Source organism: Bacillus sp. GC_Bacil_1 (assembly GCF_026540675.1).
Taxonomy (GTDB): Bacteria; Bacillota; Bacilli; order Bacillales; family Bacillaceae_G; genus Bacillus_A; species Bacillus_A cereus.
On sequence record NZ_JALNUG010000001.1, the window covers coordinates 107,638 to 131,693 of the forward strand.

Consider the following 24,056-nt stretch of genomic DNA (forward strand, 5'->3'; position numbering starts at 1 on the left):
TTAGGGAAGAAATTATTATTAAAAAATAAATATGAAACCTTCTTATAAAGAGAGGCGGAGGGACTGGCCCTACGATGCCTCGGCAGCGGACTCGATTTCAGAGTGCTGTGCCAAATCCAGCAAGCATGTGCTTGAAAGATGAGAAGAGCGTTTCTTATAGATGTATAAGACCTCTTCTCACCGGAAGAGGTCTTTTGTTATTCATTAAAAAAAGGTTGAAACTAGGGAGAGATGGTACTTTGAAAGAAACGAGAGGAAATGGTTTAGCTTTATTACCACTTGGGATATTTTTGGCGCTATTTATTGGTTCTGGAATTATTACAGGTGATTTCTATAAATTGCCGATACTTGTAGCGATTTCAATTGCTGTAGGAGTCGCTTTAGTGATGAATCGTAAAGAAAGTTTTAATGTGAAAGTAGAGCGGTTCGCTAAAGGTGCAGGAAATCCGGATATTATGATTATGGTATTAATTTTTGTGCTTGCAGGTGCATTTTCTGAAACTGCTAAAGGAATGGGCGGAGTAGACTCAACTGTTAATTTAGCGTTAACTATTTTACCGCCAGGATTTATCGTAGCTGGAATCTTTGTTATTGGTGCATTTATTTCATTAGCAATGGGAACTTCAATGGGAACAATTGCAGCATTAGCGCCGATTGCTGTAGGTATTAGTGGTCAAACTGATATCTCAATTGCGCTTGCAATGGCTACTGTTGTTGGGGGAGCGATGTTTGGTGATAATTTATCATTTATTTCAGATACAACAATCGCAGCTGTTCGTTCACAAGGAACAGAAATGAAAGATAAGTTTAAAACGAATTTTTTAATTGTGTTACCAGCGGCTATTATTACAATTGTACTATTAGTAATAGTTACTTCAGGAAGTGACACGCAAATTAAAGCACATAGCTTTGATTGGATAAAGATTTTACCGTACGCAGGAGTACTTATTACAGCGCTACTTGGCTGGAATGTACTTATTGTATTAACTGGTGGAACTGTATTATCTGGTGTTATCGGTCTTATAGATGGAAGTTACACGTTAGAAAGTTTCTTTAAAAGTGTAACGACTGGAATGGGCGGTATGATGGAGTTAGTATTACTTGCTATATTAATTGGCGGTATGGTTGAATTAATCCAATATAATGGTGGTATTCAATATTTAATGAATGTATTAACACGTAATATTCGTTCGAAAAAAGGTGCAGAATTTGGTATTGCTGGTTTAGTAAGTATGACTAATATGTGTACAGCGAATAATACGATTTCGATTATTTTTACAGGCCCGCTTGCAAAAAATATTGCAGATCAATATGAAATAGACCCTCGTAAATCAGCGAGTGTATTAGATCTTTTCTCATGTTGTGTACAAGGATTAATTCCGTACGGTGCCCAAATGTTAACGGCAGCAGGATTTGCAGCGTTATCTCCGGTTGAATTGTTGCCATATGCATTTTATCCAATCTTAGTTGGAGTATGTGGGATTGTTTCTATTTTAATTGGATTTCCAAGATTTTCTAAAGTAGCTGAGAAAAAAGAGTATCATAAAACAGCTTAATTTAATATGAATGTTAGTAATTAAAAAAACGTGCAGAGAATAAACTCTGCACGTTTTTTTGCGTAAAGGGCTGAATATGACTCGGTCTTAAGTCTGAGTTAAAAACGGTTCTTAAGCTCGTTATGGAAAGATGAAAAAATAGTTAAGATAAGAGTATCAAATCGAAGGGAGGCAAGCACAAGATGAAACAATTTCTAGCGTTTATCGCAGCCGGTATTTTGGCTTTAATTGCTCTTGGTAGTCTTGCTGGTATTGTAGGATTCGCAATCGGAGCAGGAGTTGTATATTGGAGCTATAAATCATTTGTGCGAGCTAAGTCATTTTTTGGAAAGTTAGCTTGGGGTATTGTTGGTTTAATCGGTTTATCCATTGCGCTTTCTCATTCACCAGCATTAATCGGTATCGCTGCTTTAGTGGTTTTATACTACGGATACCGTGAGTGGAAAAAAGAAAAAGATGTAGTTGTTGAATCTGCTCCAGAAAGTTCTAAACCATATAGCAACTTTGAAGATGAGTGGAACAAATTAATGAAAAACTAAAACAATAAATCAAATTATAAATAAAGTAGAAGAGAGGAAGATTTATAATGAAACAATCTTTATTCGGACGTGTACGCGATGCAATTTTAGCTGATTTTCATAACGTGTTAGATGAGAAGGAAAGAAAAAATCCAATTGCGATGTTAAACCAATATTTACGTGATAGTGAGCGTGAAATAACAAAAATTGAGAAGTTAATTGAACGTCATAAAACATTAAAATCTAACTTTGCTCGTGAGCTTGAGCAAGCACGTTATTTCGTTAACAAAAGATCAAAGCAAGCTATCATTGCTCAAGAAGCAGGCGAATTACAATTGCACGAACGTGCGTTAGAAGAGGTAGCTTATTATGAAGGGCAAGTAACTCGATTAGAAGAAATGTATGCAGGTGTTGTAGAGCAAATTGATGAGTTAGAGCGTCGTCTTTCTGAAATGAAAAATAAATTAAAAGAAATGCACGCAAAGCGTATGGAACTAATGGCACGTGAAAATATGGCACATGCAAATCGTCGTATGAATACTGCGATGCATAAAATGGATGAAAATAATCCGTTCTTACGATTTGAAGAAATTGAAGATCACATTCGTGACTTAGAAACTCGTATGAATGAAGAGCATGAGCGTGACACATTTGATATGAAAATTGCAAAACTTGAGCGTGAAATGAAAGAAAAGAATGATGTATCGTTAACGAAAGAGTTAACAAAATAATAGTAGTATATTATAAAACAGGCTTATGATATAGTGATAGGAGAAAAGGTGTTGGAAAGCAATGCCTTTTCTTCTATGTATATGTGACAAGAAGGGGGGAGCTGAAATGAAGAAACATTTTTCAAAGACACAATTAATGGGGATGCTCCTCATCATATTTGGATTCGGTCTTTTTCTTGATATGATACTTGGACATTTTGAACCAGGTGGTCTCATTTTTGCATTTATTATGCTTATGTTTGGAAGGCATTATCGTAAAAAGAATCGTTATGTACGGGGAAATGTATTTTTATTTGTTGGTGGTATCGTATTTTTATTCTTCTTATTTTCATCAGCAGCATTTGTTCTTGTCGTATTTGCTTGTTTAGCTTTAATTGGTTATCAATTGATTCAACAAGGGCATCAGCAAAAAGCAATGAAGGTTGAAATTAAAGAAAAAGGGATTATAGACGAAGAGAAGCAAATATATCGTACAGAACCATATTTGAAAAATATGTTTGTAGGCAATGTACGAATGATGGATCATATTTATGAACTTGAGGATATTAATGTTCAATACGGTGCTTGTGATGTGGAAATAGATTTAACTACTGCTATGATTCCAGAAGGGGAAACGATAATTGTTATTCGGGGTGTCGTTGGTAATATTCGTTTATATGTGCCATATGATATTGAACTTTCTTTAAATCATTCTGTTATTGTCGGACGTGTGCTCTTGCCAGGTCATGAAGAGACAGGGTTTAACCGCAATGTTACATTTAGAACAGAGCAGTATAAAGAGGCTCCTCGTCGTATTAAAATTATTTCTTCGCTTGTCGTAGGCGACACGGAAGTGAGGAAAGTATAATGAAGAAACAAAAAAATATTTCGTGGATGTATATTCGTTATTCTATGTTGTCCTCAGTTAGTATCGCACTCATTTGTACAATTGTATATGTATGGAAAAGCGAGCAACAAGTGTATGATTTATTATGGAAGGAATCCATCGCTTCTGTTCCAATTGGCTTGTTTATTATGACTACAAGTTTACTTATCGGGGGAATTGTAGGATATGCAATCGGTTACTATATAGAGCAGCGTATACAAGGATTAAATACGTTTCTATTTGAAGTAGAGCGAGGGAATTTTCCGAGCGATGTTTCGTTTACTGCAGATGATGAATTTCATGAAGTGGAACGAAAAGTAATCGTTTTGGCTCGTCGATTAGAGGAGCAAGCTGGACTCTTTCAAAAAGTAACGAATGAACGAGCTCATTGGAATGAAGAGATGAGACAAGAAGCGATTTCTCAAGAAAGGCATCGTTTAGCAAGGGAGTTGCATGATTCAGTAAGTCAGCAGCTTTTCGCAATGTCGATGATGATGTCAGCGATTAATGAACAAATAACTGAATTTCCAGATGTGACAAAAAAACAATTACAACTTGTTGAAAATATGGTTGTAAATGCTCAATCAGAAATGAGAGCATTGCTCCTTCATTTACGTCCTGTACAATTGGAAGGTAAGAAACTGACAGAAGGTATAGAGGAATTATTAACGGAATTATCGCGAAAACAACATATGAAAATTGAATGGCTTATTGAGCCAATAGAATTAAAAAAAGGTGTAGAAGATCATTTATTCCGTATTGTGCAAGAAGCGCTATCAAATACGTTGCGACACGCAAAGGCAAAGAAAACAGAAGTGCGCCTTCGAAAAATTGATCAATATGCGATTTTAAAAATTATTGATGACGGCGTTGGGTTTGAAGTAGGCGTTAATAAGGCAGGTTCATATGGCCTAAGATCGATGCAAGAGCGTGTTCATGAAATTGGTGGGACACTCAAGGTGCTTAGTTTCCCGGCCAAAGGTACACAAATAGAAGTAAAAGTACCGATTATGATTGAGAGAGGGGGAGAAGTATGATAAAAGTATTGCTTGTCGATGATCATGAAATGGTTCGTATGGGTGTATCGGCATATTTATCTACACAGCCAGATATTGAAGTAGTAGGGGAAGCTGAGAATGGACGAAAAGGATCAGAATTAGCATTGCAATTAAGACCGGATATTATTTTAATGGACCTTGTTATGGATGAGATGGATGGTGTCGAAGCAACACGTGCTATTATTCAAGAATGGCCAGAAGCAAAAATTGTAGTTGTAACAAGCTTTTTAGATGACGAAAAATTGTACCCTGTTATTGAGGCTGGTGCGACCAGTTACTTATTAAAAACATCAAGAGCAAGTGATATTGCTGATGCTGTACGAGCTACTTATGATGGAGAAACAGTATTAGAGCCGAAAGTTACCGGGAAAATGATGTCCCGTATGCGTCAAAAGAAAGAGCAACCTTTGCATGATGACTTAACGGAAAGAGAGTTTGAGATTTTGTTATTAATTGCAGAGGGAAAAAGTAATCAAGAGATTGCGGACGAGTTATTTATTGCACTGAAAACGGTAAAGACACATGTGAGTAACATATTAAATAAATTGAATGTAAGTGATCGTACTCAGGCAGTTATTTATGCATTTAGGCATCAATTAACGAAGTGATAAAGTGAAGCTTTAATTGGCGGGGAATTCCTCGCTGATTATTGGCTCGCTACAATATAGATTTGGCGTTAAAACCATCGAATGTTTTTATTGACGATAAATAATGTAAGCGTTATCATCAAGGTGTTAACAGTACATATAAAGGGGAGAATGTATATGTTAGTTCAAACTATATTCGGAATGGATAAGTCTAAAAAATTAGGGGAGTATGTGAACGCATTACAAGCACTTTGTGAACAATATAATGTTGAAACAGATAAAATTGCGATTATTGAGGCAACAGAGGAATACTATTTATTTTTAGTAAAGCAAGAAGAGCGCTATGATGTTGTCAAGGTAGAAACAGTTGATACAAATATTGAATATTATACGAAAGCTTATAAAATAAGCAGTTTTAATCATACTGCTTATCAAATGTAAAAAAACTCCCTTTTGGGAGTTTTTTTAGGAGGCTTTTACTTCGTTAGATTCGATTAGTAATGGAACTTTTTTCGTACCGCTTAACTTAGCGATTGTAAGGCCAAGAAGAGCTCCTGCTAATGCTGGTATTAGCCAACCGATTCCTTCATTATATAAAGGGATAAATTCAAAATATGGTGTGATGAATGAAACTGAAATACCACCTTGTTTTAATCCATCAAATACGCTCACTACAGCTGCTCCGATTAAAGCACCTACATAAACAGAGCGATATCCACCGAAGTATTTATGAAGTAATGATAGTAGTACGAGTACAATCGCAATTGGATACACAACAAGTAGAATTGGAACAGAGATTGCGATAATTTTTGTTAAACCTAAGTTGGCAACTAATAATCCTAATGCGCAAATGATACTCGCGAACGTTTTGTATGAAAATGTAGTCAATAATGTTGAAAAATATTGGCTGCACGCAGATACGAGTCCAACGCATGTCGTTAAACAAGCGAGTGTAACGATAAGAGATAATAGGAGCAAACCGTATGGACCGAATAATTGTTGTACGATAACAGTAAGTAGCTGTCCGCCATTTTTTGCATATCCGAGCGAGACGCTAGTTGCCCCAAGCCAGCCGAGTGCACCGTATACAAGTACGAGCCCTGTAGCGGCAATAAGCCCTGCTTTTGCTGTGGCGATGGCAATGGACTTACGATCATTCACACCTTTAGAACGAATTGCATTTACAACGATAATTCCGAATGCAAGTGCTGAAATAGTGTCCATTGTTAAGTAGCCTTCCATAAAGCCTTTGAAGATTGGAGAAGTTTGATACTCTTGCATTGCTGGTCCTGATTGCCCAAGTGGTGTAAATACACTTTTAACAAACAATAAGAAAATAGAGAGTAATAAAATAGGTGTTAATACATTTCCAATACGATCAACAAGTTTAGATGGATTCAAACTCAGCCAAAATACGATAGTAAAGAAGATGATTGTATATACAAATAGCACTAGGCTGCTAGAGCGGATTGTTTCTGGTAAGAAAGAACTAACACCCATTTCATAAGCGACATTTGCAACACGTGGGATGCCCATAGATGGACCGATAGCAATGTATACAATTACTGTAAAGAAAATTCCGAATAATGGATGAACATGACTTGCAAGTTGCTGCATTCCATTTCCAGATAGAGAAATTGCGATAACAGTTAGTAGTGGTAAGCCAACTCCTGTTAGTAAAAATCCAATCATTGCTGGCCAAAAGTTTTCACCTGCATTTTGGCCAAGCATGGGAGGGAAAATTAAATTACCTGCCCCAAAAAATAAAGAAAATAGCATAAGACCCGTGAAAAAAATATGTTTTTTTGATACAGTGTTCATTGTTTTTCCTCCTTTTTTAAATTCATTTGTAAGAACACAAAAAACTCGTCCCTAAAGAAAGGGACGAGTTATATTTACCCGCGATACCACCCTAATTTACACATGTAGAAATAAATCTATATGTATACGGCTTTGCAACGTACAACATGATACGTGTTCCTTGTAACGGGGGACGGCCGGTAAGAACTTACTGTAACATTCGGTTCTACTTCTCGGAGATGATTTTCGGTTACGCACTGAACGTTGGCTTTCAGCAAATCGCCAACTCTCTGGGGAACAGTTCTATAACGTACTCGTTCTCGTCAATGAATTTTTATTCAAGTATTCTGACAGTATTGTTGCATGTTTTTTTTAGAAAGTCAATATGTTTTTTTGAAAGATATATTTATATACGGAAATATCGAAAGTAATATTCGTTGTTGCAAAAGGAATAATGAATTGTAAAATGGGAGTAAAAATTTGTGGAGAATTGTAAAATTTATAGAGAAAGTTGATATTTATAGGAGTAAAGAAGGGATTATTTGAATTTACAGAGAATATTACAACAATCCACTTGCTGGAAAGAACAAACCAAAAGAGGTGACTGAAATGCTTGCGATGGGAGTATTATTTGGCATTATTGCTATAATTGGTTTTATGTGGTTATATTATTCGCGTTCGTTTAAACAAGCAGAAGTTTTACTCTTTCAAAAAGGTAGTTTGTTGACAAATCAGTCTAGATATTTAGTATGTCCGAAGTGTGGAAGTGCACAGGCCAGAAGTGGAGGATATCAAGAGTGTTGCAAAATTAGATTATGAAAGAAAGGAAGCCTCACATTATTTTGTGAGGCTTCCTTTCTTACAACTTCATGGCGCTCCAAATTGTCCATCGATCTCTTTCAATAATAGGAGAGACGTTTTGTAATGCGGTCTGTATATGTTGTAGAAGTTGAGAAAGTTCATCATCTGTTAACTCATATAGAATGGATCGACCTGTTCGAGGAGATAAATCTTGTAGCAATGCTTCTACAGAATCATGTATTTTTCGTACTTCCCATTGTGTTTGTGTGGGAAGCACGTGAAGAGAATGTTTTTGTAATTCTTTCTGTATCGTGTTGGTTTTTTGGCGTCTTTTTGACTCTATTTCAATGAGTTTTGGAAATATAGAGAAAAAATATCCACGAATGTGTTCGGGACTTCCTGGAACTGTACAATCTTCAATCGTTCGATCTTGTAAAATAAGTACACCGTTTTTATTTAATATACGAGAAGCTTCACATAAAAATGTAGGAATGTCTTGTAAATGATGAATAACTGCACGAGAAATAACTATGTCGAATGTTTCATTAGGGTATGGGATATTATGTGCATCACCGTGGATGAAAGAAATATTTGGAATGTTGCCGCAATTTTCTTTTGCAGCTTGTAATATTTCTTTTGAAAAATCAAGTCCCACAACATTTTTGGCTCCCATAAGAGCAAGTTCTTTCGTATAAATCCCGCCACCGCAGCCAATATCAATTATTTGCTTGTTTTGTATGTCTGTAATGTTTTTTACCATTTCAGCCCAAGAAATATGAGCGTTTCTTGTTGCGTATGTGTATTTATTATTTGGATCATGAAAATTAATGGACATGATAAAGACCTCCTTTCAATGATTAGTATAACTTATTTAATAGGATGTCACGTTTTTGTTTTATGTATGAAGATTATAAGAATTTCTTATCGTAAAAGGAGGATTAATTTGAAAGGGAAATATGTATTGTTGTTATTTGTTATGTTACTAGCAGCTTGTGGTCAAGCTGAGCAAAAAAAAGAAACAAAAAAAGTAGAAGAGACGGTGAATGAAGTGAAAGAAACAATAGAGGTAACCGTTATACAAAAAAAACATAAAGAGAAAAAGTTGCAGGAATCAGAAGCGAAGTTAGTAATAGACATTTTGGATAAAGCTGAGAAACAAGAAATAACCGGAAGCTTCGGTGAACCTGAATATGAAATACAAATTAGTAGAGATGGGAAAAAAGAAACTTATTATGCATGGTTAAGGGGAGAAGATAGACGAGGATGGGTGCAATATAAGAAAGCTATGTATATGTTGAATGAAAAAGATACGGAAAAGCTTTTGGCTATATTTCCAAATGTTTCAGAACAAAAAGAAGATGAGATGCAGGTAGGTCCTTTAACGGAAGTGACAAAAAAAGATTTGCAGATTACTACGTTTCATATTAAAGCGGGCGATCAAAACGTGAATTATATGGTACGGTATACGATTTCACAATCACTATACAACAAGTTAGTGAAGGAACGAGAGTATTATTTGCAACTCACTTTCCCAGAAAAAGTTCAAAAATTAATTGGAGCAAAAGAGAGCGAAATGATTTTAGGTGAAAAAGTAAAGGAAGGGTATAAGCAATATGAATTGCAGGCTACTGTTCCGATAAAAGGTGCTTCAGAATCACAATTAAAATCATTAGAAACATATTACGAAAAGTATGATTTGAAAATATTAAACAGTGAAAAAGAAAAAATAGGCGTGTTTCAAAATATAATTCAAATCGTTAAAGAGTATGGTGAAAAAATGAATTTTCAAAGATAAAGTGAGACTTTAATCGGCAGAGGATGCTCATTTTTCGTTGATTAATAGTCTTTGCCAATTCGGCGTTGATTCCCGCTTAACTTCTTTGTTCCAACTGAATTTTGAGATAAGATCCTTATTGGCTGTAACTGAATTGAAATTCTATATAGCCTTTCCTAGGAAATGATAATAGAGAGGGGAGAAGAACACCCTCTCTATTATTTTGCTTTTGCAGATGGCTCATTCATTGATTTTCGTGTAATAAGAAATGAAATCATAAGAGCGGAAAGAATGATAAGAGTGATAAGTAAGTGATTTGGCAACCAATCTAATAATAATACATAGCTCACTGTATAAAAAATAAGAGTTGAAGCTAAAAATGATAAAACACTTATTATGAGAGATTGTAAATTCATTCGTATATACCTCCTTTATTTATATTTTTGGCTAAAAATGGATTAAATAAACATTATTTCTAACAATAGAAAAAAATATGTCATAATAGAGAAAAGAACAAGCTTTGATGAATGAATAGGATTCATTAATGAGAGATAAAGGAGAGGAATATGAAAAATAATAAAAAAGGATTATGGGGAATTATTGTTGCGATAGGTCTATTTTTACTGTCTAAGTTAAAGTGGGTATTTGCAATTTTTAAATTAGCAAAGTTTTCAACGGTATTTAGTATGTTTCTATCGCTTGGCGCATACGCAGTTCTATATGGTTGGAAATTTGGAGTGGCGCTCATTTATTTGTTGTTTGTTCATGAAATGGGCCATTTATGGGCTGCGAAAAGAAAGGGGATCCCAACATCGCCAGCAATCTTTATTCCGTTTATGGGGGCCCTTATTGGAATGAAAGAGATGCCGAAAAATGCGAAAGATGAAGCTTACATCGCCTATATGGGGCCGCTTTTCGGACTTCTTTCATTTTTACCCGCGATTCCACTTTATATAATGACGCAAGAGCCGTTTTGGGCGCTTGTTATTTTGCTTGGAAGTATGATTAATTTCTTTAATTTAATTCCTGTTTCGCCGCTAGATGGTGGGCGAATTATTTCAGTTGTCAGTACTAAAATTTGGGGAGCAGGCCTTATTTTATTACTTGGCTATTCAATTTACTTTAAAAGTATTTTGGGAGGATTTATTGTTATTATCGGTTGTATGGAATTATACAGAGTGATAAAGAGAGATGAGCCGATTAAGGAATTAGGGCATAAAATTGATGGAATGAAAGAATATGTTGCTAGGCTTGAAGAGGAATTAAAAGAAACTGGAGCTGTACATCGGACTATATACATGATGCATCATGAGATGAATGCATTAAGACAAAGAGAACGGGAAAAAGAGTTACAAATAGGTGAACTTCAAAAAATGGAAGTGTTAGAGTATCTTTTACCGAAGTTTGAACCGTTAGATTATGTTCCATATGAAGATGAAAAAGATGAGTATACTATTCACATAAGAGAAGTATTTGAAGCGTCAGAAAGAAAATTAAATGAATGGAAAACAGAAAAGGAACAACAAGAAAACTATTATAAAGTGGATACGAAAACGAAATGGACAGTATTTGCTTGTTATATCGGATTAATAGCTATACTTGGTTATACAGCTTATGAAGGTTATATTGTTTTACAGGAGCATTTGCCAAGACGAAATGTGTAGAAAAATATTGTTGAAATGATAGGAAGAATTAATACAGGAATTATATTTCTACGAGAGAATGTTACAAGTATAGTCATACATTGTAATATCTTTAGTAGAGAAGGAGTTCTGTATATGAAGAAATTGTTAAGTGTATTCGGGATTATTATCGTAATGATCATTGCGAGTTATAGTCTTATGAAAGTGCTGTTACATTATGCGAATAAGCCTGCTGAGGTAAATACAATAGCTCAAGTAGAAGATGTGCAAGAAGAGACAAACGTGCTAGATTTTATTCGAATGACACATGAAAGCTATAATAATTTCTTAAATTACGGTAAAGCAGAGAATTATACAGACGGGGATTGGAAGCAATTTAAGCAATGGTTTCAACAACAAGAACCATCTTTAAAAAATATACATACGGAAATAAAGAATGAAAAAATAAAACGCGATGTAAATAGAAGCTATGAAATTGTAAAAAAAGGTGTGGAACTTCAAAATATTGAGTATGTAGTGTATGCCCACCGTGTATATCATGACTTGGATATTATCGTAAATAAATATAGAGGTGAAACGAATATCTGGGGGTATACGGAGTTTGGCGATGGGAAAGATAGAAAGGTAATTGAACAAGCTATACAAACAAAATAATAAGCTAGCTAGAATTCTAGTTAGCTTATTTTCTTTTGTAAATGCAATGTTCATATATTATTCACAAAAACAACGTGTTAATAGTGATTAAAATCACAATCTGCATTATAAGATTCAGTTAAACTAAAAACAGTTAAGGAAATAGAGGAGTGGGATACAATGTTAAGTGCAAAAACAATTGAAATCGTAAAGTCAACAGTACCATTATTACAAGAAAAAGGCGTTGAAATTACAACGAGATTTTATCAAATTTTATTTTCAGAACATCCGGAGTTATTGAATATTTTTAACCATACGAATCAAAAAAAGGGAAGACAACAACAAGCGTTAGCGAATGCTGTTTATGCAGCTGCAACGTACATTGATAATTTAGAAGCAATTATTCCGGTTGTAAAACAAATTGGTCATAAGCATAGAAGTTTAGGTATTAAAGCTGAGCATTATCCGATTGTAGGTACATGTTTACTACGTGCCATTAAAGAGGTCGCAGGTGCACCTGATGAAGTTTTAAATGCATGGGGAGAAGCATATGGTGTCATTGCTGATGCATTTATTAGCATTGAAGCAGAGATGTATGAAGAAGCTGCACATAAAGAAGGTGGATGGAAAGACTTCCGCAACTTTGTGATTGTTAAAAAAGTGAAGGAAAGCGATGTTATTACGTCATTTTATTTGAAACCTGAAGATGGAGGGAAAGTTTCTTCATTCATCCCAGGTCAATATGTAACGGTTCAAATCAATATTGAAGGTGAGACATATACACATAATCGTCAATACAGTTTATCCGATGCACCTGGGAAAGAATATTATCGTATTAGTGTAAAGAAAGAAAAAGGTGTAGATACACCAGACGGTAAAGTATCTAATTACTTACATGAACATGTAAAAGAAGGAGATGTTTTACCAGTAAGTGCACCAGCGGGAGATTTCGTGTTAAATATGGATTCAACGTTACCAGTTGTACTAATTAGTGGTGGAGTAGGGATTACACCGATGATGAGTATGTTAAATACGTTAATTGAACAAGATTCAAAACGTAATGTATATTTTGTTCATGCAGCAATAAATAGTAATACACATGCAATGAAAGAACACGTTAAGGCAGTAGAAAATGAATATGAAAAAGTTAAAGCATATACTTGTTATTCTGCACCGACTGAAAAAGATTTAGAAATGAAGAACTTTGATAAAGAAGGTTTCGTTGAAAGCGAGTGGTTAAAAACTATTATTCCGACAACTGAAGCAGAATTTTATTTTTGTGGTCCAGTAGCATTTATGAAGCATATAAATGCTGCACTAACTGATTTAGGTGTGAAACAAGAGCATATTCATTATGAATTTTTCGGCCCAGCAACAAGCTTACAATAAGACGAATGAGAATAAACAAAAAAACGAGGTATTTATTTTACCTCGTTTTTTATTTGTTCTCGTAATAAACGGTTAACTGTTTCACGGCGTATGCCTATCAGTTGACCAATTTCAGTTTGTGTTAATATTTCATATATAGGAATGTCACCTAAATATAATGTGAACCATTCTTGTAAACGATGAAGACGTTCTTTCGGAGAGACGGTTGTCAATTGATCAATTCGTTGTTGCATCATTCTTAATTTAGATTGCAATTGCATAGCGATGTTGGCATATGATTCGGGATTTGCTTGAAGTCTCTCATACCATTCACTACTAGTGATCGGTTCAACTTCTGTTTTTATTAAAGCGATAGCTGTACCGTGATATTCTTTCGGTGAAATCAAAGAATGATGAGGTATTGTTTCACCTGGAACGATAATGTTGAATAAAAATGGTGTTCCGTCTTCCTCTAGCCGAACTACTTTTAATAAGCCTGTTTTTATAAAGTATAAAGGACCGTCCTCACCTTGACGGAATAGTACATCTCCTTTGTGTAGAATCAATGTTAGCCCCCCATTAATATGTTTCTATTTCTTCTATTTTAGCGTATATGTATATAGACAATATGCTATTTCAACAGCAATTTCATTGACGAAATGTATGCTATTACAGTAGTATACTATTTAGTGTGTAATAGTACTAGCAATGAATACGCTGTAGGGGGTTTAGTATATTGTTAGATGCGATGAGAATGACGGATATGAGAATTCCGGCGAATGCTATCATTCATGTAGAAGAGATGAAAGGTGGAGTCGTTTTATCCGTTGAAGTAGACGGCCAAATTATTTATACGATGGCTTATGATGAAGAAACAGATAGTTATGCTGAATTATATGATCGAAATGATAAGAGGGCGTGCCAAGTACATGAAGACTTTATGGGATGGTCACTTCTTCACTAAAAAAGATGTCAATATGACATCTTTTTTTATTAAATCGATAGAATATACAAAGAAATGAAATATAAGGATAAAATTTGTAATAATTGATTTTGCATTGTTAGCACTCTGTAACTGCAAGTGAACTATTTTTTCGCTATCATAAAGATAACAGTCGCAGTTATAGGAGTGGTCAACTTGAAGAAAGTACATATTTCAAATTATATGTTATTATGTGTTTGTTTAATTTTATTTGTTCTCCTCGGAGGATTTTTATATTCATGTGTATAAGAAAAACGCATTCTAAAAAGAATACGTTATAAAATGGAAATAATGATTAATCTAGTTCCAAGAATAATTAACGTAATACGTAATAAATTAATTACGGCGTTACCACTTAGTTTTGTATTAATATAAGCCCCGATTTTTCCGCCGATCCATGCACCAGGAATAAGGATTAATGCATAAATCCAGCTGACATTTCCAAGTGAGATGTGAGTTGCAGAACTTACAATTGCTGATAGAAATACGATGAACATTGAAGTTGCTACTGCAATATGTGCTGGGAATGCAAAAAGAAGCATCATTGCTGGAACAAGTAAGGCACCGCCACCAATTCCAAATAACCCAGATATAAACCCAACTATAAAGGCAATAAAGATAGCAAGAAACGGTGGGAATTGATAGTGTACAGTATTTCCATCATTATCTGTAAAAGAACGCTTAATTACAGACGTATTTGAGAGGGAAAGAGGTTTTAATTTGTCTCGAAGCATAAGTAGAATTGAGACGAATATAAGGAAAATCCCAAAGTATAAAGAAAATGTGTCTTGGTTTAAAAATTTATTTGCCCATGATCCGATAATACCACCAGGGCCGCTTCCGATAAATAAAATAAGTCCACTTTTATAATCTACTCGTTTATGCTTCATGTAAGTAAGGGTGGAAGATAGCCCTGTAAAAACGACTGTTACCATAGAAGTCCCTACTGCAAGTTGTGGTGATAAACTGTGTAATCCAATTAATAACGGAACAATAATAATTCCGCCTCCAAGCCCAACTAGGCTGCCGACTGTCCCGGCGATTAGTCCGATGAAAAGTAACATGATGTATTCCAAAATTGCCAACTCCTCTAAATAACTTATCCACCAATTATTATACACGCTTTTTAATGAGAAATAGGCTTGTTCACAAAAAAGTCGTCTTCCTAGAAAAATAAGGAAGACGACTTTTGATTAGAAAACAAAATGTAATAGATAGTAAAACAGAGCAGCTAAAGAAGCTGAAATAGGAAGTGTAATAACCCATGTAATTAACATACGTTTTGCAGTTCCCCATTTTACCCCTTTCACACGGTGAGAAGCACCAACCCCTAAAATAGAAGAAGAGATAACGTGCGTCGTACTAACCGGTAAGTGAATGAATGTTGCACCGAAAATAACAAGTGATGATGATAAATCGGCAGCTACACCATTTACAGGACGAATTTTCATAATTTGTCCACCGACAGTTTTAATAATTTTCCATCCACCGACAGAAGTACCAAGCCCCATTGCGATAGCACAAGATAATTGTACCCAGAATGGAATATCGCTAGAAGTATGATAGTTATTAGCCATAAGAGCCATCGTAATGATTCCCATTGCTTTTTGTGCATCATTCGTACCGTGTGTATAGGCTTGTAATGCTGCAGTGAAAATCTGGAATATACGGAAGTTTTTGTTCGTTTTCGTTAAGTTAAAGTTTTTAAAGACCACTTTAAAAATACTGTATACGATATAACCAATAACGAAAGCGATAATTGGTGAAATGATTAAAGCTTCAAGAATTTTAATGAATCCTTTAAGGTTTAATGAGCTAATACCAGCAGCAGCAATGGCTGCACCTGCGATTGAGCCAATAATTGCATGCGAAGAACTACTTGGGATACCGTAGTACCAAGTAATTAAGTTCCATGCTATCGCCGCAAGTAAAGCAGCTAAAATTACAAGAGAACCATTTTGTAAAGCAAATGGGTCAACGATATCTTTTGTAATCGTTTTTGCTACACCTGTAAATGTCATTGCACCTAAAAAGTTCATAATAGCTGCCATAATAATTGCATGTCTAGGCTTTAGAGCTTTCGTTGAAACAGCCGTTGCAATAGCGTTTGCTGTATCGTGAAATCCATTGATAAAGTCAAAAGCTAAAGCGCAAATGACTACTAAAACGGTCAGTATCAAGAGTGTATCCATGATCAAACTCCTTACGCATTCTTCATAATAATTGTTTCTAATACGTTTGCAACGCTTTGACAGCTATCAGCTACTTCTTCAAGCTCTTCGTAAATCTCTTTAAATTGAATAATCTTAATCGGATCTTTCTCACGAGAGAATAAGTGCTTAATCGCATGACGACGAATATCATCGCATTGTGATTCGTAATCCTTAATCTTAATCGCGTTCGTACGAATGTCGACTAACTTCTTTTTAGACAGTAGTTCAACAGAATTTGCAATTTCAATTGCACATTGATTAATTGCTTCTACGAATTTAATCATGTATTCATCAGCTTCTGTAATAGAATACATTTCGAACAGACCAGCACTGTGATCTAATCCGTCTAATACATCATCCATACTCATTGCAAGTTGTAGGATGTCCTCACGTTCAATCGGAGTAATAAACGCTTTGTTTAGCTCCATAATGATTTCGTGAATAAATGAGTCACCTTTTGACTCATACTCTTTCATGCGCATAGAAAACTCTTTTAAATCGCTAGCATTTTTAATTTTATACTCCACGAAAAATTGCGCGCCTTCTTTTAAATTTTCGGAAACATTCATTAACATTTCAGAAAATTTATCTTTTTTTGATTTAAAGACCATTATTGTTACCCCCACAAAAGTAATATATGTAAAATATATTGGCTAATCAATTCTAACAAAAAACTGTCGTTTTTTAAAACATTTTATCGAAAAGTTTACAAAAACTTAACATAACTCTCGTTGTTCTATTAATAATATTAATATCCAATAGTGAATATCTTACTTGTAGAATGTCCTTTTCTTGCAAAAAGTATGAATGTAAAAGAAAAGCTTTACACTATAGGAATGACTACGTTATTATAATAAATTTAAAAGGCGGTATATTCTTCCTTTTAAAAAGAAGAGTGTAAATAAATGAAGGAAGTGAACGAATGAAATTGAAGAACACTCATTTTAAAAAAATGCTTGAGTGGTTCAATAAGAGGAAGAAACTTCGTAATTCATTAATTGTATTGGGAAGTGTACTCGTTACTCTATTTATTGCTGTAAATATAATAATTTCCATTCAAGACATATCTGAATTAAAACAAGCTGTTCCACAACCGACTTTAATTTATGATGCAAATAATGAGGTCGCAACTAAATTAGCTTCTTCGAAAACAGAAGGCGTTAAAAGAAAAGATATTCCTGATATTATGGTTCAGGCAATTGTTGCAGTAGAAGATAAGGGATTTTTTAACCATCATGGTATTTATTATAGTGGAATTATAAGTGCAGTTTTTAAAAATATTACAGCAGGAGAAGTTGTAGCAGGGGGAAGTACAATTACACAGCAGCTCGCGAAGAATGTATTTCTGACACAAGATCGTACATTTTCTCGTAAAATAAAGGAATACTTTTTAACGAAAAAAATAGAACGTACTTATACAAAAGATGAAATTATTGAAATGTATATGAATCAAATTTATTTTGGGGAAGGTGCTTGGGGGATAAAGAGGGCAGCTAAATCTTATTTTGATAAAGAGGTAAAAGATTTATCAATTTCAGAAGCTGCAACGATCGCGGGCTTAATTAAAGCGCCGTCTGCGTATTCGCCTTATAAAAACTTTAATAAATCAATTGAACGACGTAATGTCGTATTAAGTTTAATGAAGGAACAAGGATATATTTCTGAAGAGCAATACAATAAAGAAAAAGAGTCAGGCCTTGTATTAAAACGTGGGGTTGATGATAAATATAAAGGTAAATACTCCCAATATGTAGACTATATAGTTAGAGAAGCGATGGATAAGTATGAATTAACACAAAATGAAATTTTAGCAGGTGGTTATCGTATTTATACTGAGCTGGATCCGAAAAAACAACAAGCTGTAGAAGATGTTGTAAATAATGATAGTTATTTCAAAGATAGTGGCTCAGATCAACTTATGCAAACGGGTGTAGTCCTTATCAATCCCAAAACAGGCGGTGTTCCAGCTTTAGTTGGGGGGAGAGGACCATATCAGTTTTTACAATTTAATCATGCTACGCAATTAAAAAGACAGCCAGGTTCAACATTAAAGCCTCTAGCTGTATATGTACCCGCTTTAGAACAAGGGTATGAGGTATACGATATATTAAAGGATGAACCATTTCATATTAAAGAATATGAACCTAAAAATAGTGATCAGGCTTTTCATGGTAATGTGACAATGTACGAAGCGGTAGCAAAGTCGTATAATGTTTCTGCTGTGTGGTTATTAGAACAAATAGGATTAGATAAAGGATTGAAATCTTTAGAGCGATTTGGTATTCCATTAGTACCAGAAGACCGTACGTATCCAATTGCTTTAGGTGGGATGCATGTAGGGACATCTCCATTTGTAATGGCCCAAGCATATAGTACATTCGCTAATGATGGGGTTCAAGTAGAGGCTCATGCAATTAGAGAAGTTCAAAATGCTGAAGGGGAAATAATAGGGAAATGGTATAAGAAAGAGACACGAGTGACGAGTGAGAAAATCGCTCAAAAGATGACGTATTTATTAAAAGGTGTTGTAGAAAAGGGAACAGGTGGAAAAGCGAAAGTTAATAATGTTGATACAGCAGGAAAGACAGGGACGACTCAACTTGTAAATGGTCCGAGCGTAGGAGCGAAGGACTCGTGGTTTGTAGGATACACACCAGATTTAGTAGGTGCGATTTGGGTGGGATATGACAAAACAGATAGCGAGCATTATGTGCCAGGTGGTAGTCAAATTACGACGACGATGTTCCGGGACATCATGAAAAAAGCAAATGCAAACCCAGCCCAAAAAGCGTTCCAATTGTCGTTAATATCTGAGGCTGACTATAAAAAACAATTGCAAACAATTGAAGAAGAAAAGAGAAGAAAAGAAGAAGAAAAGAGAAGGCAAGAAGAGGAACAACAAAGGAAAAAAGAACAGCAAGAGTGGTTTGATAAAGTGAAAGAGTGGATTCCATCATTATGGTGAAAAAAGAGGCGAATTTCATTATTCGCCTCTTTCTCATGTGAAAAATAAAGTGAGCTCATAATGAGTGAGATAAATGCTACTATTCATTAAGAGTAATGTTCGTAATGCCAAAAGATTGAGAATCGTATGTGACGATTATTGTTCCTTTACTAATCGGTTCGTAAGGTAATTCTTCTTCATAACTACCATTATTTTCATTATGGATAGACAGCGTGATTTCATCAATTCCTTTATTTGTATACTGATCTTTAATCGTTTCAGCAATTTGAAGTAGAGTTTCGTAGTTAGAAGCTTTCGTAATAAGCATTCCTTTTATAACTTTTTTTTCATTATTTGTGGATTTGGAATAAGGGATGTCGTTTTGTTTCGAATACAAAAGTTTGTATGGAACTGTTTTTCTCTCCGCTTTTGAAATAGTGGAATATTTTAGAGTTAAAAAAAATCCTACACATAAAATAATGCATACCATAAGAGCAATCCAAATGCGTATCAGTGACATAACTCTCATTTTTCATCCCTCTTTCATATCTTTGACTTTATTATTTATCATACAAAATGAGGATTAAGATAGAGTAAATTTGAGGTAAAGAAACGTAAAAAAGGAGCACTTATCCTCCCAAAATATTTTCGGAAATTGTGGTTAGTAAATTCGGAAGACAGATAGTGTCGCAGTTGTATCGCCCGCAGGTCCTTGAGCGCCTTGAGGCCCTTGAGCACCAGTAGTCCCCGTAGTTCCTCCCCTAGGCAACCAGATCCATATTGAACTAGAATAGCTTGACCAAGAGCTTGAAGAAGTCTAACAAATTCTGTAAGTTCTGACTTAGGGATGTTAATATGGCTACATGCTCTTATTTCGCAACAATCATTACCATAAAATACTTTTCCTTTATTTTTATTGTTCATCTTTTCATTCTTTTCTTTCATTTCATAGAATCATTAGTCATTACTATATATTAAAATGAAATTTATACTAAATTCGTGATGGACAAACTACCATTTCTAAAAAAATAAGAAATTGGCCCACCTAGAAAGAAATAAGTAAGATATAGAGAAAGGTTTATATAATGTAAAGAAGAAAAGTGCAACATAAAAAACTACATGCTAATTGTTGGGAGTGTTTAACAATTGGCATGTAGTTCGTGGATTAGTCCTTTATTTACATTGATTTAATTTTTCAAGGGTTGTTTTAGGTAAGATTGGAATTGAAATAGTGAAAGTTGTACCATCTTCATTACTAGTCATTTTTAATGTGCCGTTATGATTTTGGATGATTTTTTTTGTTACTGACAAGCCTAGTCCTGTTCCCGAATCCTTCGTTGAGAAGAATGGATCAAAGATATATTCTTGAATAGCTGGAGGAATACCAATTCCATTATCTGTGAAAGTAATCCGAACGAAGTTATCAAGGCGATAACTAGTGATTTGAATAGAAAGTGGTTTGTCGCCTTGAGCATCGACGGCATTTTGAAATAGATTTAAAAACACTTGAACAAGTTCATGTCGATCAATATTGACTAAAATATCATCTAATTCATTAGAGAAGTTATAATCAATTGAAATGTTATGCAAGGAGACTTCACTAGCTAGTAACTGTTCAATATAGTCACGTAAAAATGTATTGATCGGAAACGGTTCTCTTGTAAATTCCCGTGTTTTTGAAACAGCTAAAAATTTTGTAATAATATTATTTGCACGATCTAATTCAGGGATAAGCAAGTTTTTAAATAACTCTTGATTTGATGTAGAAACGCTTTCTTGTAAAAATTGTAAGTATCCTCGTACTGTTGTAAGAGGATTTCGTACTTCGTGTGCAATTCCAGCTGCGATTCGCCCTGCTAACGAAAACTTCTCTGCATCACGTTCTGTATTTAAATAATGAAAGACACTAATAACTCTAAAAATCTCACCGTTATAATCACGAATAATTCGGTTATTTATAATACCGTAATTTTTGTCTAAAACTTCTTCATTATATATTTCTGTTCCCGTTCTTAATGTTTCAATTGCTTTAATTTTTTCTTCCGGCAAGTTTAGTAATTGTTGAATTGGTTTTCCAATAATATCATTGCGTATTACACCGAAATCATCTGCGGCAACTTGATTACATAAAGTAATATTCCCTTTACTATCGACAAAGGTTACATGATGTGAAAAGGCATCAAAAATATGAACAAAGTGTTTTTCAAGTTGTTCAAATAAAAATAATGAATCACAAGTAAGTTGAAAATTAGCTTCTTTATTTTCTTTTGGTATTTCTTGAATGGAATGAGTTGTTCTGGTTTTCTTTATTCGTAAACCAATATGTGGATTTTTGTATGTGAAATGATGTGGTAATTGATTCACAAGTTCTTCATAAAAACGTACTTTATTTTCTAGTTCTTCAATTCGTTTTTCATGAGATACAGTAGCATCGTTTGGAAGCATAAATAAATAACCCCTCATTTTAAAAATTCTTCCATATAGTATATCATATTTTTATAAGGATACTCTTAAAGAAAAGGCTACATGATGCAAAGTGTTTGGAAAGTGAATAGAAGATGAAGTTAAAAAGGGAGGGATATATGTGCTGTTCATTGGAGTGACAGGATGGGGAGATCATAATTCTTTATACATAGATTCCTATGAAAATAGAAATAAATTACGAACATATAGCGAGTATTTTCCTATTGTGGAAGTGGATAGTTCATTTTACGCGATGCAACCTGCACGAAATTATATAAAATGGGCAATGGAAACGCCGAAAGATTTTTCTTTTGTCGTAAAAGCGTATCAAGGAATGACAGGACATATGAAAGGTGAAATTCCTTTTTCTACGTTCGATGAGATGTTTGATTTGTATAAACAGTCTATTCTTCCTTTATTAGAAGCTGATAAATTAAAAACAATTTTATTTCAATATCCACCATGGTTTGATTGCAAAAAGAAAAATGTAGATTTTCTTCGATATACGAAAGAAAAAATGGAAGGTTTACCATGTGCAATAGAATTTCGAAATCAAACATGGTTTTATCCAGAAATGAGAGATAAGACGTTACAGTTTCTAGAACAGGAGAAATGGGTTCATACAATTTGTGATGAACCACAGGCTGGGATAGGTTCTGTGCCACTCGTGTTAGAGGTTACGAATTCAGACATGGCATTAATACGTTTTCACGGTCGAAATGTTCATGGTTGGCTTGATAAAGGGGAAAATTGGAGAGCGGTTCGCTGTTTATATCGCTACAACAATAAAGAACTGGAAGAATGGGTTGAACGACTAGAGCAATTAAAAAAGAAAACAAAGGATATATACGTACTGTTTAACAACAATTCAGGTGGGGATGCAGCAGATAATGCGAAACAGCTTATGAAAATGATGAACATTACATATGGTGAGCCGAAGCCGGAGCAATTAAATTTTTTTGAATAATAATAAACAAGAAAGGCACTGTACAAACAGGGGGAATGTACAGTGCCTTTCTATATGAAAAAGAGGGGTAACAATGTTACTGAGCGTTTGGTTGATTCATCAATTGTTGGCTTCATAATAAATGATAATGGTTATCATTATCATTGTCAATGGTTTTTCTAAAAATATATAAAAAACTTTGTATATTTTAAATAGAGATAAAAAAAGAACAGCGATTAATGCTGTTCTTTTCCGTTGACAAATTGTTGTAAATCAAAAGGAGTTATCGCCTGGATAAATTCTTTTGAGATAAGTGTTTGAACGAGAGTGCTCTCAGAGATAGAAGCACCTGTTTTCTTTTCATAAGCTTGTTTTAATAAATCAAGTTTTTCAGCCGTTTCTTTTGGTAATTCAATTGTAAGTGTGTTCATAATTTCTCCCCCTTAGTATTAGAGTACCACTACAGTATAGGAGAGACAAGAAAAGAGAATATGAAATATAAAAAAGGTTACCAAATTTTCAAATGGTAACCTTTTTTATGTATAAGAGTTATTAAGCAATACCGATATACTTTAAAGTTTTTGATGGAGTACTGTGATCAAAGAAGTGTTGTAAAAATGCAATATCAACACCTGATTTGTATGCACAATAACCCCAAGTTTTTCGAAGTGTATGTGAGCTAATCCCTTCTAATCCAACTTCTTTTGCAGCTTTGTTTAAAATGTACCATGCATGTTGTCTCGTAATAGATTTTGTTCCTTTTTGAGATTTTAACAATGGTTCATTACGTTTCCAAGTTTTACGTTCTTTCATGTAGTCTTCGATTGCGTGCTGTAAGTCTTCATTTACAGCAAACCATTTATGTTTCTTCACTTTTTCATTGTAAAATAAAATGGAATGGCGAACATTTTCATTTTCATCGATTACATCACTAACTTTTAATTGTAAGATTTCACTTACTTTTAAGCCAGAATTTACAGCTAATACGAATAATAAGCCATCACGTTTCGAAGATTGTAAAAGTATATTTTTGATAGTTTCTAATTGTTTTTCATTTTGAATAGGTTGTCCTGCTTGTTTCATTTCACGCACTCTCCTCTTTTATATGTGTAAAGGAAAGGATTAACTTGTTTCTTACTATAAAGGGAGAGTGTGAATTTCATGTGAACTCCTA

General features: G+C 34.4%; 26 protein-coding genes, 1 pseudogene, 1 riboswitch and 1 other annotated feature. Of the genes and pseudogenes, 15 read left to right on the forward strand and 12 right to left on the reverse strand.

Translation table 11 applies throughout. The features are described from left to right. Positions 1-39: 39 nt before the first annotated feature. Positions 40-145, forward strand: a riboswitch (SAM riboswitch). Positions 146-239: 94 nt separating this feature from the next. The 7 genes from OXT04_RS00620 to OXT04_RS00650 all read left to right on the forward strand — a co-directional run bounded on the left by OXT04_RS00620 (position 240) and on the right by OXT04_RS00650 (position 5,756). Further along, complete coding sequence (locus OXT04_RS00620; protein WP_000665496.1) at positions 240-1,556, forward strand: Na+/H+ antiporter NhaC family protein; 1,317 nt, start codon at positions 240-242, stop codon at positions 1,554-1,556. Between the two features lie 182 nt (positions 1,557-1,738). Next, positions 1,739-2,095, forward strand: a complete 357-nt coding sequence (locus OXT04_RS00625; RefSeq protein ID WP_000808640.1) for a lmo0954 family membrane protein — start codon at positions 1,739-1,741, stop codon at positions 2,093-2,095. 47 nt (positions 2,096-2,142) lie between these two features. Continuing rightward, positions 2,143-2,805 carry a PspA/IM30 family protein gene (locus tag OXT04_RS00630; protein WP_000814127.1) on the forward strand — a complete coding sequence of 221 codons (663 nt, stop codon included), beginning with the start codon at positions 2,143-2,145 and terminating at the stop codon, positions 2,803-2,805. A gap of 106 nt (positions 2,806-2,911) precedes the next feature. After that, entirely contained in the window at positions 2,912-3,652 is a 741-nt protein-coding gene (gene liaF / locus OXT04_RS00635; RefSeq protein WP_000716093.1) for a cell wall-active antibiotics response protein LiaF, read from the forward strand. Next, positions 3,652-4,707: a sensor histidine kinase gene (locus OXT04_RS00640; RefSeq protein ID WP_000744326.1), complete on the forward strand. Its 1,056-nt coding sequence runs from the start codon at positions 3,652-3,654 to the stop codon at positions 4,705-4,707. The genes liaF and OXT04_RS00640 overlap by 1 nt, the downstream gene beginning before the upstream one ends. Beyond that, positions 4,704-5,336 carry a response regulator gene (locus OXT04_RS00645; RefSeq protein ID WP_000598707.1) on the forward strand — a complete coding sequence of 211 codons (633 nt, stop codon included), beginning with the start codon at positions 4,704-4,706 and terminating at the stop codon, positions 5,334-5,336. Before OXT04_RS00640 ends, OXT04_RS00645 begins: the two co-directional genes overlap by 4 nt. Positions 5,337-5,417: 81 nt before the next feature. Next, a complete protein-coding gene (locus OXT04_RS00650; RefSeq protein ID WP_072939635.1) occupies positions 5,418-5,756 on the forward strand; it encodes a DUF3922 domain-containing protein in 339 nt (112 codons plus the stop codon). Between the two features lie 24 nt (positions 5,757-5,780). Here OXT04_RS00650 and brnQ3 read toward each other — a convergent pair whose 3' ends face one another. Beyond that, a complete protein-coding gene (brnQ3, locus tag OXT04_RS00655; RefSeq protein ID WP_001099141.1) occupies positions 5,781-7,136 on the reverse strand; it encodes a branched-chain amino acid transport system II carrier protein BrnQ3 in 1,356 nt (451 codons plus the stop codon). A 56-nt stretch (positions 7,137-7,192) separates the two neighbouring features. Continuing rightward, positions 7,193-7,451, reverse strand: a binding site (T-box leader). A gap of 273 nt (positions 7,452-7,724) precedes the next feature. Here brnQ3 and OXT04_RS00660 point away from each other — a divergent pair. Continuing rightward, a complete protein-coding gene (locus OXT04_RS00660) occupies positions 7,725-7,934 on the forward strand; it encodes a hypothetical protein (RefSeq protein WP_000880630.1) in 210 nt (69 codons plus the stop codon). 40 nt (positions 7,935-7,974) lie between these two features. Here the strand turns inward: OXT04_RS00660 and OXT04_RS00665 are convergent, their stop codons facing one another. Continuing rightward, complete coding sequence (locus tag OXT04_RS00665) at positions 7,975-8,751, reverse strand: class I SAM-dependent methyltransferase (RefSeq protein WP_267412608.1); 777 nt, start codon at positions 8,749-8,751, stop codon at positions 7,975-7,977. Between the two features lie 108 nt (positions 8,752-8,859). Here OXT04_RS00665 and OXT04_RS00670 point away from each other — a divergent pair, with 108 nt between their 5' ends. Then, the gene (locus OXT04_RS00670) at positions 8,860-9,711 is read left to right on the forward strand and encodes a YhfM domain-containing protein (protein WP_000677053.1); all 852 of its coding nucleotides are present in this window, start codon (positions 8,860-8,862) and stop codon (positions 9,709-9,711) included. A 197-nt stretch (positions 9,712-9,908) separates the two neighbouring features. Here OXT04_RS00670 and OXT04_RS00675 read toward each other — a convergent pair whose 3' ends face one another. Beyond that, the gene (locus OXT04_RS00675) at positions 9,909-10,106 is read right to left on the reverse strand and encodes a hypothetical protein (RefSeq protein WP_001053359.1); all 198 of its coding nucleotides are present in this window, start codon (positions 10,104-10,106) and stop codon (positions 9,909-9,911) included. A gap of 150 nt (positions 10,107-10,256) precedes the next feature. On the opposite strand from OXT04_RS00675, the gene OXT04_RS00680 reads away from it, so the two are divergent. The 3 genes from OXT04_RS00680 to hmpA all read left to right on the forward strand — a co-directional run bounded on the left by OXT04_RS00680 (position 10,257) and on the right by hmpA (position 13,355). Then, positions 10,257-11,354 (forward strand): site-2 protease family protein, encoded by a 1,098-nt coding sequence (locus OXT04_RS00680; protein ID WP_000794493.1) that lies wholly within the window; start codon positions 10,257-10,259, stop codon positions 11,352-11,354. Positions 11,355-11,468: 114 nt separating this feature from the next. Beyond that, positions 11,469-11,987, forward strand: coding sequence for a hypothetical protein (locus tag OXT04_RS00685; protein ID WP_000735528.1), 519 nt, complete (start codon positions 11,469-11,471; stop codon positions 11,985-11,987). A 159-nt stretch (positions 11,988-12,146) separates the two neighbouring features. After that, the gene (gene hmpA / locus OXT04_RS00690) at positions 12,147-13,355 is read left to right on the forward strand and encodes an NO-inducible flavohemoprotein (RefSeq protein ID WP_065228520.1); all 1,209 of its coding nucleotides are present in this window, start codon (positions 12,147-12,149) and stop codon (positions 13,353-13,355) included. A gap of 32 nt (positions 13,356-13,387) precedes the next feature. Here the strand turns inward: hmpA and OXT04_RS00695 are convergent, their stop codons facing one another. Further along, positions 13,388-13,900, reverse strand: coding sequence for a Crp/Fnr family transcriptional regulator (locus OXT04_RS00695; protein WP_000600585.1), 513 nt, complete (start codon positions 13,898-13,900; stop codon positions 13,388-13,390). Positions 13,901-14,070: 170 nt separating this feature from the next. Here OXT04_RS00695 and OXT04_RS00700 point away from each other — a divergent pair, with 170 nt between their 5' ends. Next, positions 14,071-14,298 carry a hypothetical protein gene (locus OXT04_RS00700; RefSeq protein WP_000883009.1) on the forward strand — a complete coding sequence of 76 codons (228 nt, stop codon included), beginning with the start codon at positions 14,071-14,073 and terminating at the stop codon, positions 14,296-14,298. A gap of 293 nt (positions 14,299-14,591) precedes the next feature. Here the strand turns inward: OXT04_RS00700 and OXT04_RS00705 are convergent, their stop codons facing one another. The 3 genes from OXT04_RS00705 to OXT04_RS00715 form a co-directional block, all read right to left on the reverse strand. Beyond that, positions 14,592-15,392, reverse strand: a complete 801-nt coding sequence (locus OXT04_RS00705; protein ID WP_267412610.1) for a sulfite exporter TauE/SafE family protein — start codon at positions 15,390-15,392, stop codon at positions 14,592-14,594. A gap of 117 nt (positions 15,393-15,509) precedes the next feature. Beyond that, complete coding sequence (locus OXT04_RS00710) at positions 15,510-16,508, reverse strand: inorganic phosphate transporter (RefSeq protein WP_000380276.1); 999 nt, start codon at positions 16,506-16,508, stop codon at positions 15,510-15,512. A gap of 11 nt (positions 16,509-16,519) precedes the next feature. After that, positions 16,520-17,140, reverse strand: a complete 621-nt coding sequence (locus OXT04_RS00715) for a DUF47 domain-containing protein (protein ID WP_000231445.1) — start codon at positions 17,138-17,140, stop codon at positions 16,520-16,522. A 311-nt stretch (positions 17,141-17,451) separates the two neighbouring features. On the opposite strand from OXT04_RS00715, the gene OXT04_RS00720 reads away from it, so the two are divergent. After that, a complete protein-coding gene (locus OXT04_RS00720) occupies positions 17,452-19,494 on the forward strand; it encodes a transglycosylase domain-containing protein (RefSeq protein WP_000769253.1) in 2,043 nt (680 codons plus the stop codon). Between the two features lie 79 nt (positions 19,495-19,573). Here the strand turns inward: OXT04_RS00720 and OXT04_RS00725 are convergent, their stop codons facing one another. The 3 genes and pseudogenes from OXT04_RS00725 to OXT04_RS00735 form a co-directional block, all read right to left on the reverse strand. Continuing rightward, on the reverse strand, positions 19,574-20,002 hold the full coding sequence (locus tag OXT04_RS00725) for a hypothetical protein (protein WP_267412611.1): 429 nt from the start codon (positions 20,000-20,002) through the stop codon (positions 19,574-19,576). A gap of 132 nt (positions 20,003-20,134) precedes the next feature. After that, positions 20,135-20,418, reverse strand: a pseudogene (locus tag OXT04_RS00730) (hypothetical protein). Between the two features lie 228 nt (positions 20,419-20,646). Next, positions 20,647-21,918, reverse strand: a complete 1,272-nt coding sequence (locus tag OXT04_RS00735) for an ATP-binding protein (protein ID WP_071714672.1) — start codon at positions 21,916-21,918, stop codon at positions 20,647-20,649. A gap of 139 nt (positions 21,919-22,057) precedes the next feature. Between OXT04_RS00735 and OXT04_RS00740 the strand changes: the two genes are divergently transcribed. Continuing rightward, the gene (locus tag OXT04_RS00740; protein WP_000897363.1) at positions 22,058-22,903 is read left to right on the forward strand and encodes a DUF72 domain-containing protein; all 846 of its coding nucleotides are present in this window, start codon (positions 22,058-22,060) and stop codon (positions 22,901-22,903) included. Positions 22,904-23,118: 215 nt separating this feature from the next. Here the strand turns inward: OXT04_RS00740 and OXT04_RS00745 are convergent, their stop codons facing one another. Then, positions 23,119-23,313 (reverse strand): DUF3924 domain-containing protein, encoded by a 195-nt coding sequence (locus OXT04_RS00745; protein WP_001094860.1) that lies wholly within the window; start codon positions 23,311-23,313, stop codon positions 23,119-23,121. A gap of 121 nt (positions 23,314-23,434) precedes the next feature. Next, the gene (locus OXT04_RS00750) at positions 23,435-23,965 is read right to left on the reverse strand and encodes a tyrosine-type recombinase/integrase (RefSeq protein ID WP_000806236.1); all 531 of its coding nucleotides are present in this window, start codon (positions 23,963-23,965) and stop codon (positions 23,435-23,437) included. Positions 23,966-24,056 lie beyond the last annotated feature (91 nt).

Excerpts from the sequence above, each read along its gene's own strand:
- OXT04_RS00625 (WP_000808640.1), top strand. The coding sequence starts at position 1,739 with ATGAAACAATTTCTAGCGTTTATCGCAGCCGGTATTTTGGCTTTAATT.
- OXT04_RS00630 (WP_000814127.1), top strand. The coding sequence starts at position 2,143 with ATGAAACAATCTTTATTCGGACGTGTACGCGATGCAATTTTAGCTGAT.
- liaF (WP_000716093.1), top strand. The coding sequence starts at position 2,912 with ATGAAGAAACATTTTTCAAAGACACAATTAATGGGGATGCTCCTCATC.
- OXT04_RS00640 (WP_000744326.1), top strand. The coding sequence starts at position 3,652 with ATGAAGAAACAAAAAAATATTTCGTGGATGTATATTCGTTATTCTATG.
- OXT04_RS00645 (WP_000598707.1), top strand. The coding sequence starts at position 4,704 with ATGATAAAAGTATTGCTTGTCGATGATCATGAAATGGTTCGTATGGGT.
- OXT04_RS00650 (WP_072939635.1), top strand. The coding sequence starts at position 5,418 with ATGTTTTTATTGACGATAAATAATGTAAGCGTTATCATCAAGGTGTTA.
- brnQ3 (WP_001099141.1), bottom strand. The coding sequence starts at position 7,136 with ATGAACACTGTATCAAAAAAACATATTTTTTTCACGGGTCTTATGCTA.
- OXT04_RS00660 (WP_000880630.1), top strand. The coding sequence starts at position 7,725 with ATGCTTGCGATGGGAGTATTATTTGGCATTATTGCTATAATTGGTTTT.
- OXT04_RS00665 (WP_267412608.1), bottom strand. The coding sequence starts at position 8,751 with ATGTCCATTAATTTTCATGATCCAAATAATAAATACACATACGCAACA.
- OXT04_RS00675 (WP_001053359.1), bottom strand. The coding sequence starts at position 10,106 with ATGAATTTACAATCTCTCATAATAAGTGTTTTATCATTTTTAGCTTCA.
- OXT04_RS00680 (WP_000794493.1), top strand. The coding sequence starts at position 10,257 with ATGAAAAATAATAAAAAAGGATTATGGGGAATTATTGTTGCGATAGGT.
- OXT04_RS00685 (WP_000735528.1), top strand. The coding sequence starts at position 11,469 with ATGAAGAAATTGTTAAGTGTATTCGGGATTATTATCGTAATGATCATT.
- hmpA (WP_065228520.1), top strand. The coding sequence starts at position 12,147 with ATGTTAAGTGCAAAAACAATTGAAATCGTAAAGTCAACAGTACCATTA.
- OXT04_RS00710 (WP_000380276.1), bottom strand. The coding sequence starts at position 16,508 with ATGGATACACTCTTGATACTGACCGTTTTAGTAGTCATTTGCGCTTTA.
- OXT04_RS00715 (WP_000231445.1), bottom strand. The coding sequence starts at position 17,140 with ATGGTCTTTAAATCAAAAAAAGATAAATTTTCTGAAATGTTAATGAAT.
- OXT04_RS00720 (WP_000769253.1), top strand. The coding sequence starts at position 17,452 with ATGAAATTGAAGAACACTCATTTTAAAAAAATGCTTGAGTGGTTCAAT.
- OXT04_RS00725 (WP_267412611.1), bottom strand. The coding sequence starts at position 20,002 with ATGAGAGTTATGTCACTGATACGCATTTGGATTGCTCTTATGGTATGC.
- OXT04_RS00735 (WP_071714672.1), bottom strand. The coding sequence starts at position 21,918 with ATGCTTCCAAACGATGCTACTGTATCTCATGAAAAACGAATTGAAGAA.
- OXT04_RS00745 (WP_001094860.1), bottom strand. The coding sequence starts at position 23,313 with ATGAACACACTTACAATTGAATTACCAAAAGAAACGGCTGAAAAACTT.
- OXT04_RS00750 (WP_000806236.1), bottom strand. The coding sequence starts at position 23,965 with ATGAAACAAGCAGGACAACCTATTCAAAATGAAAAACAATTAGAAACT.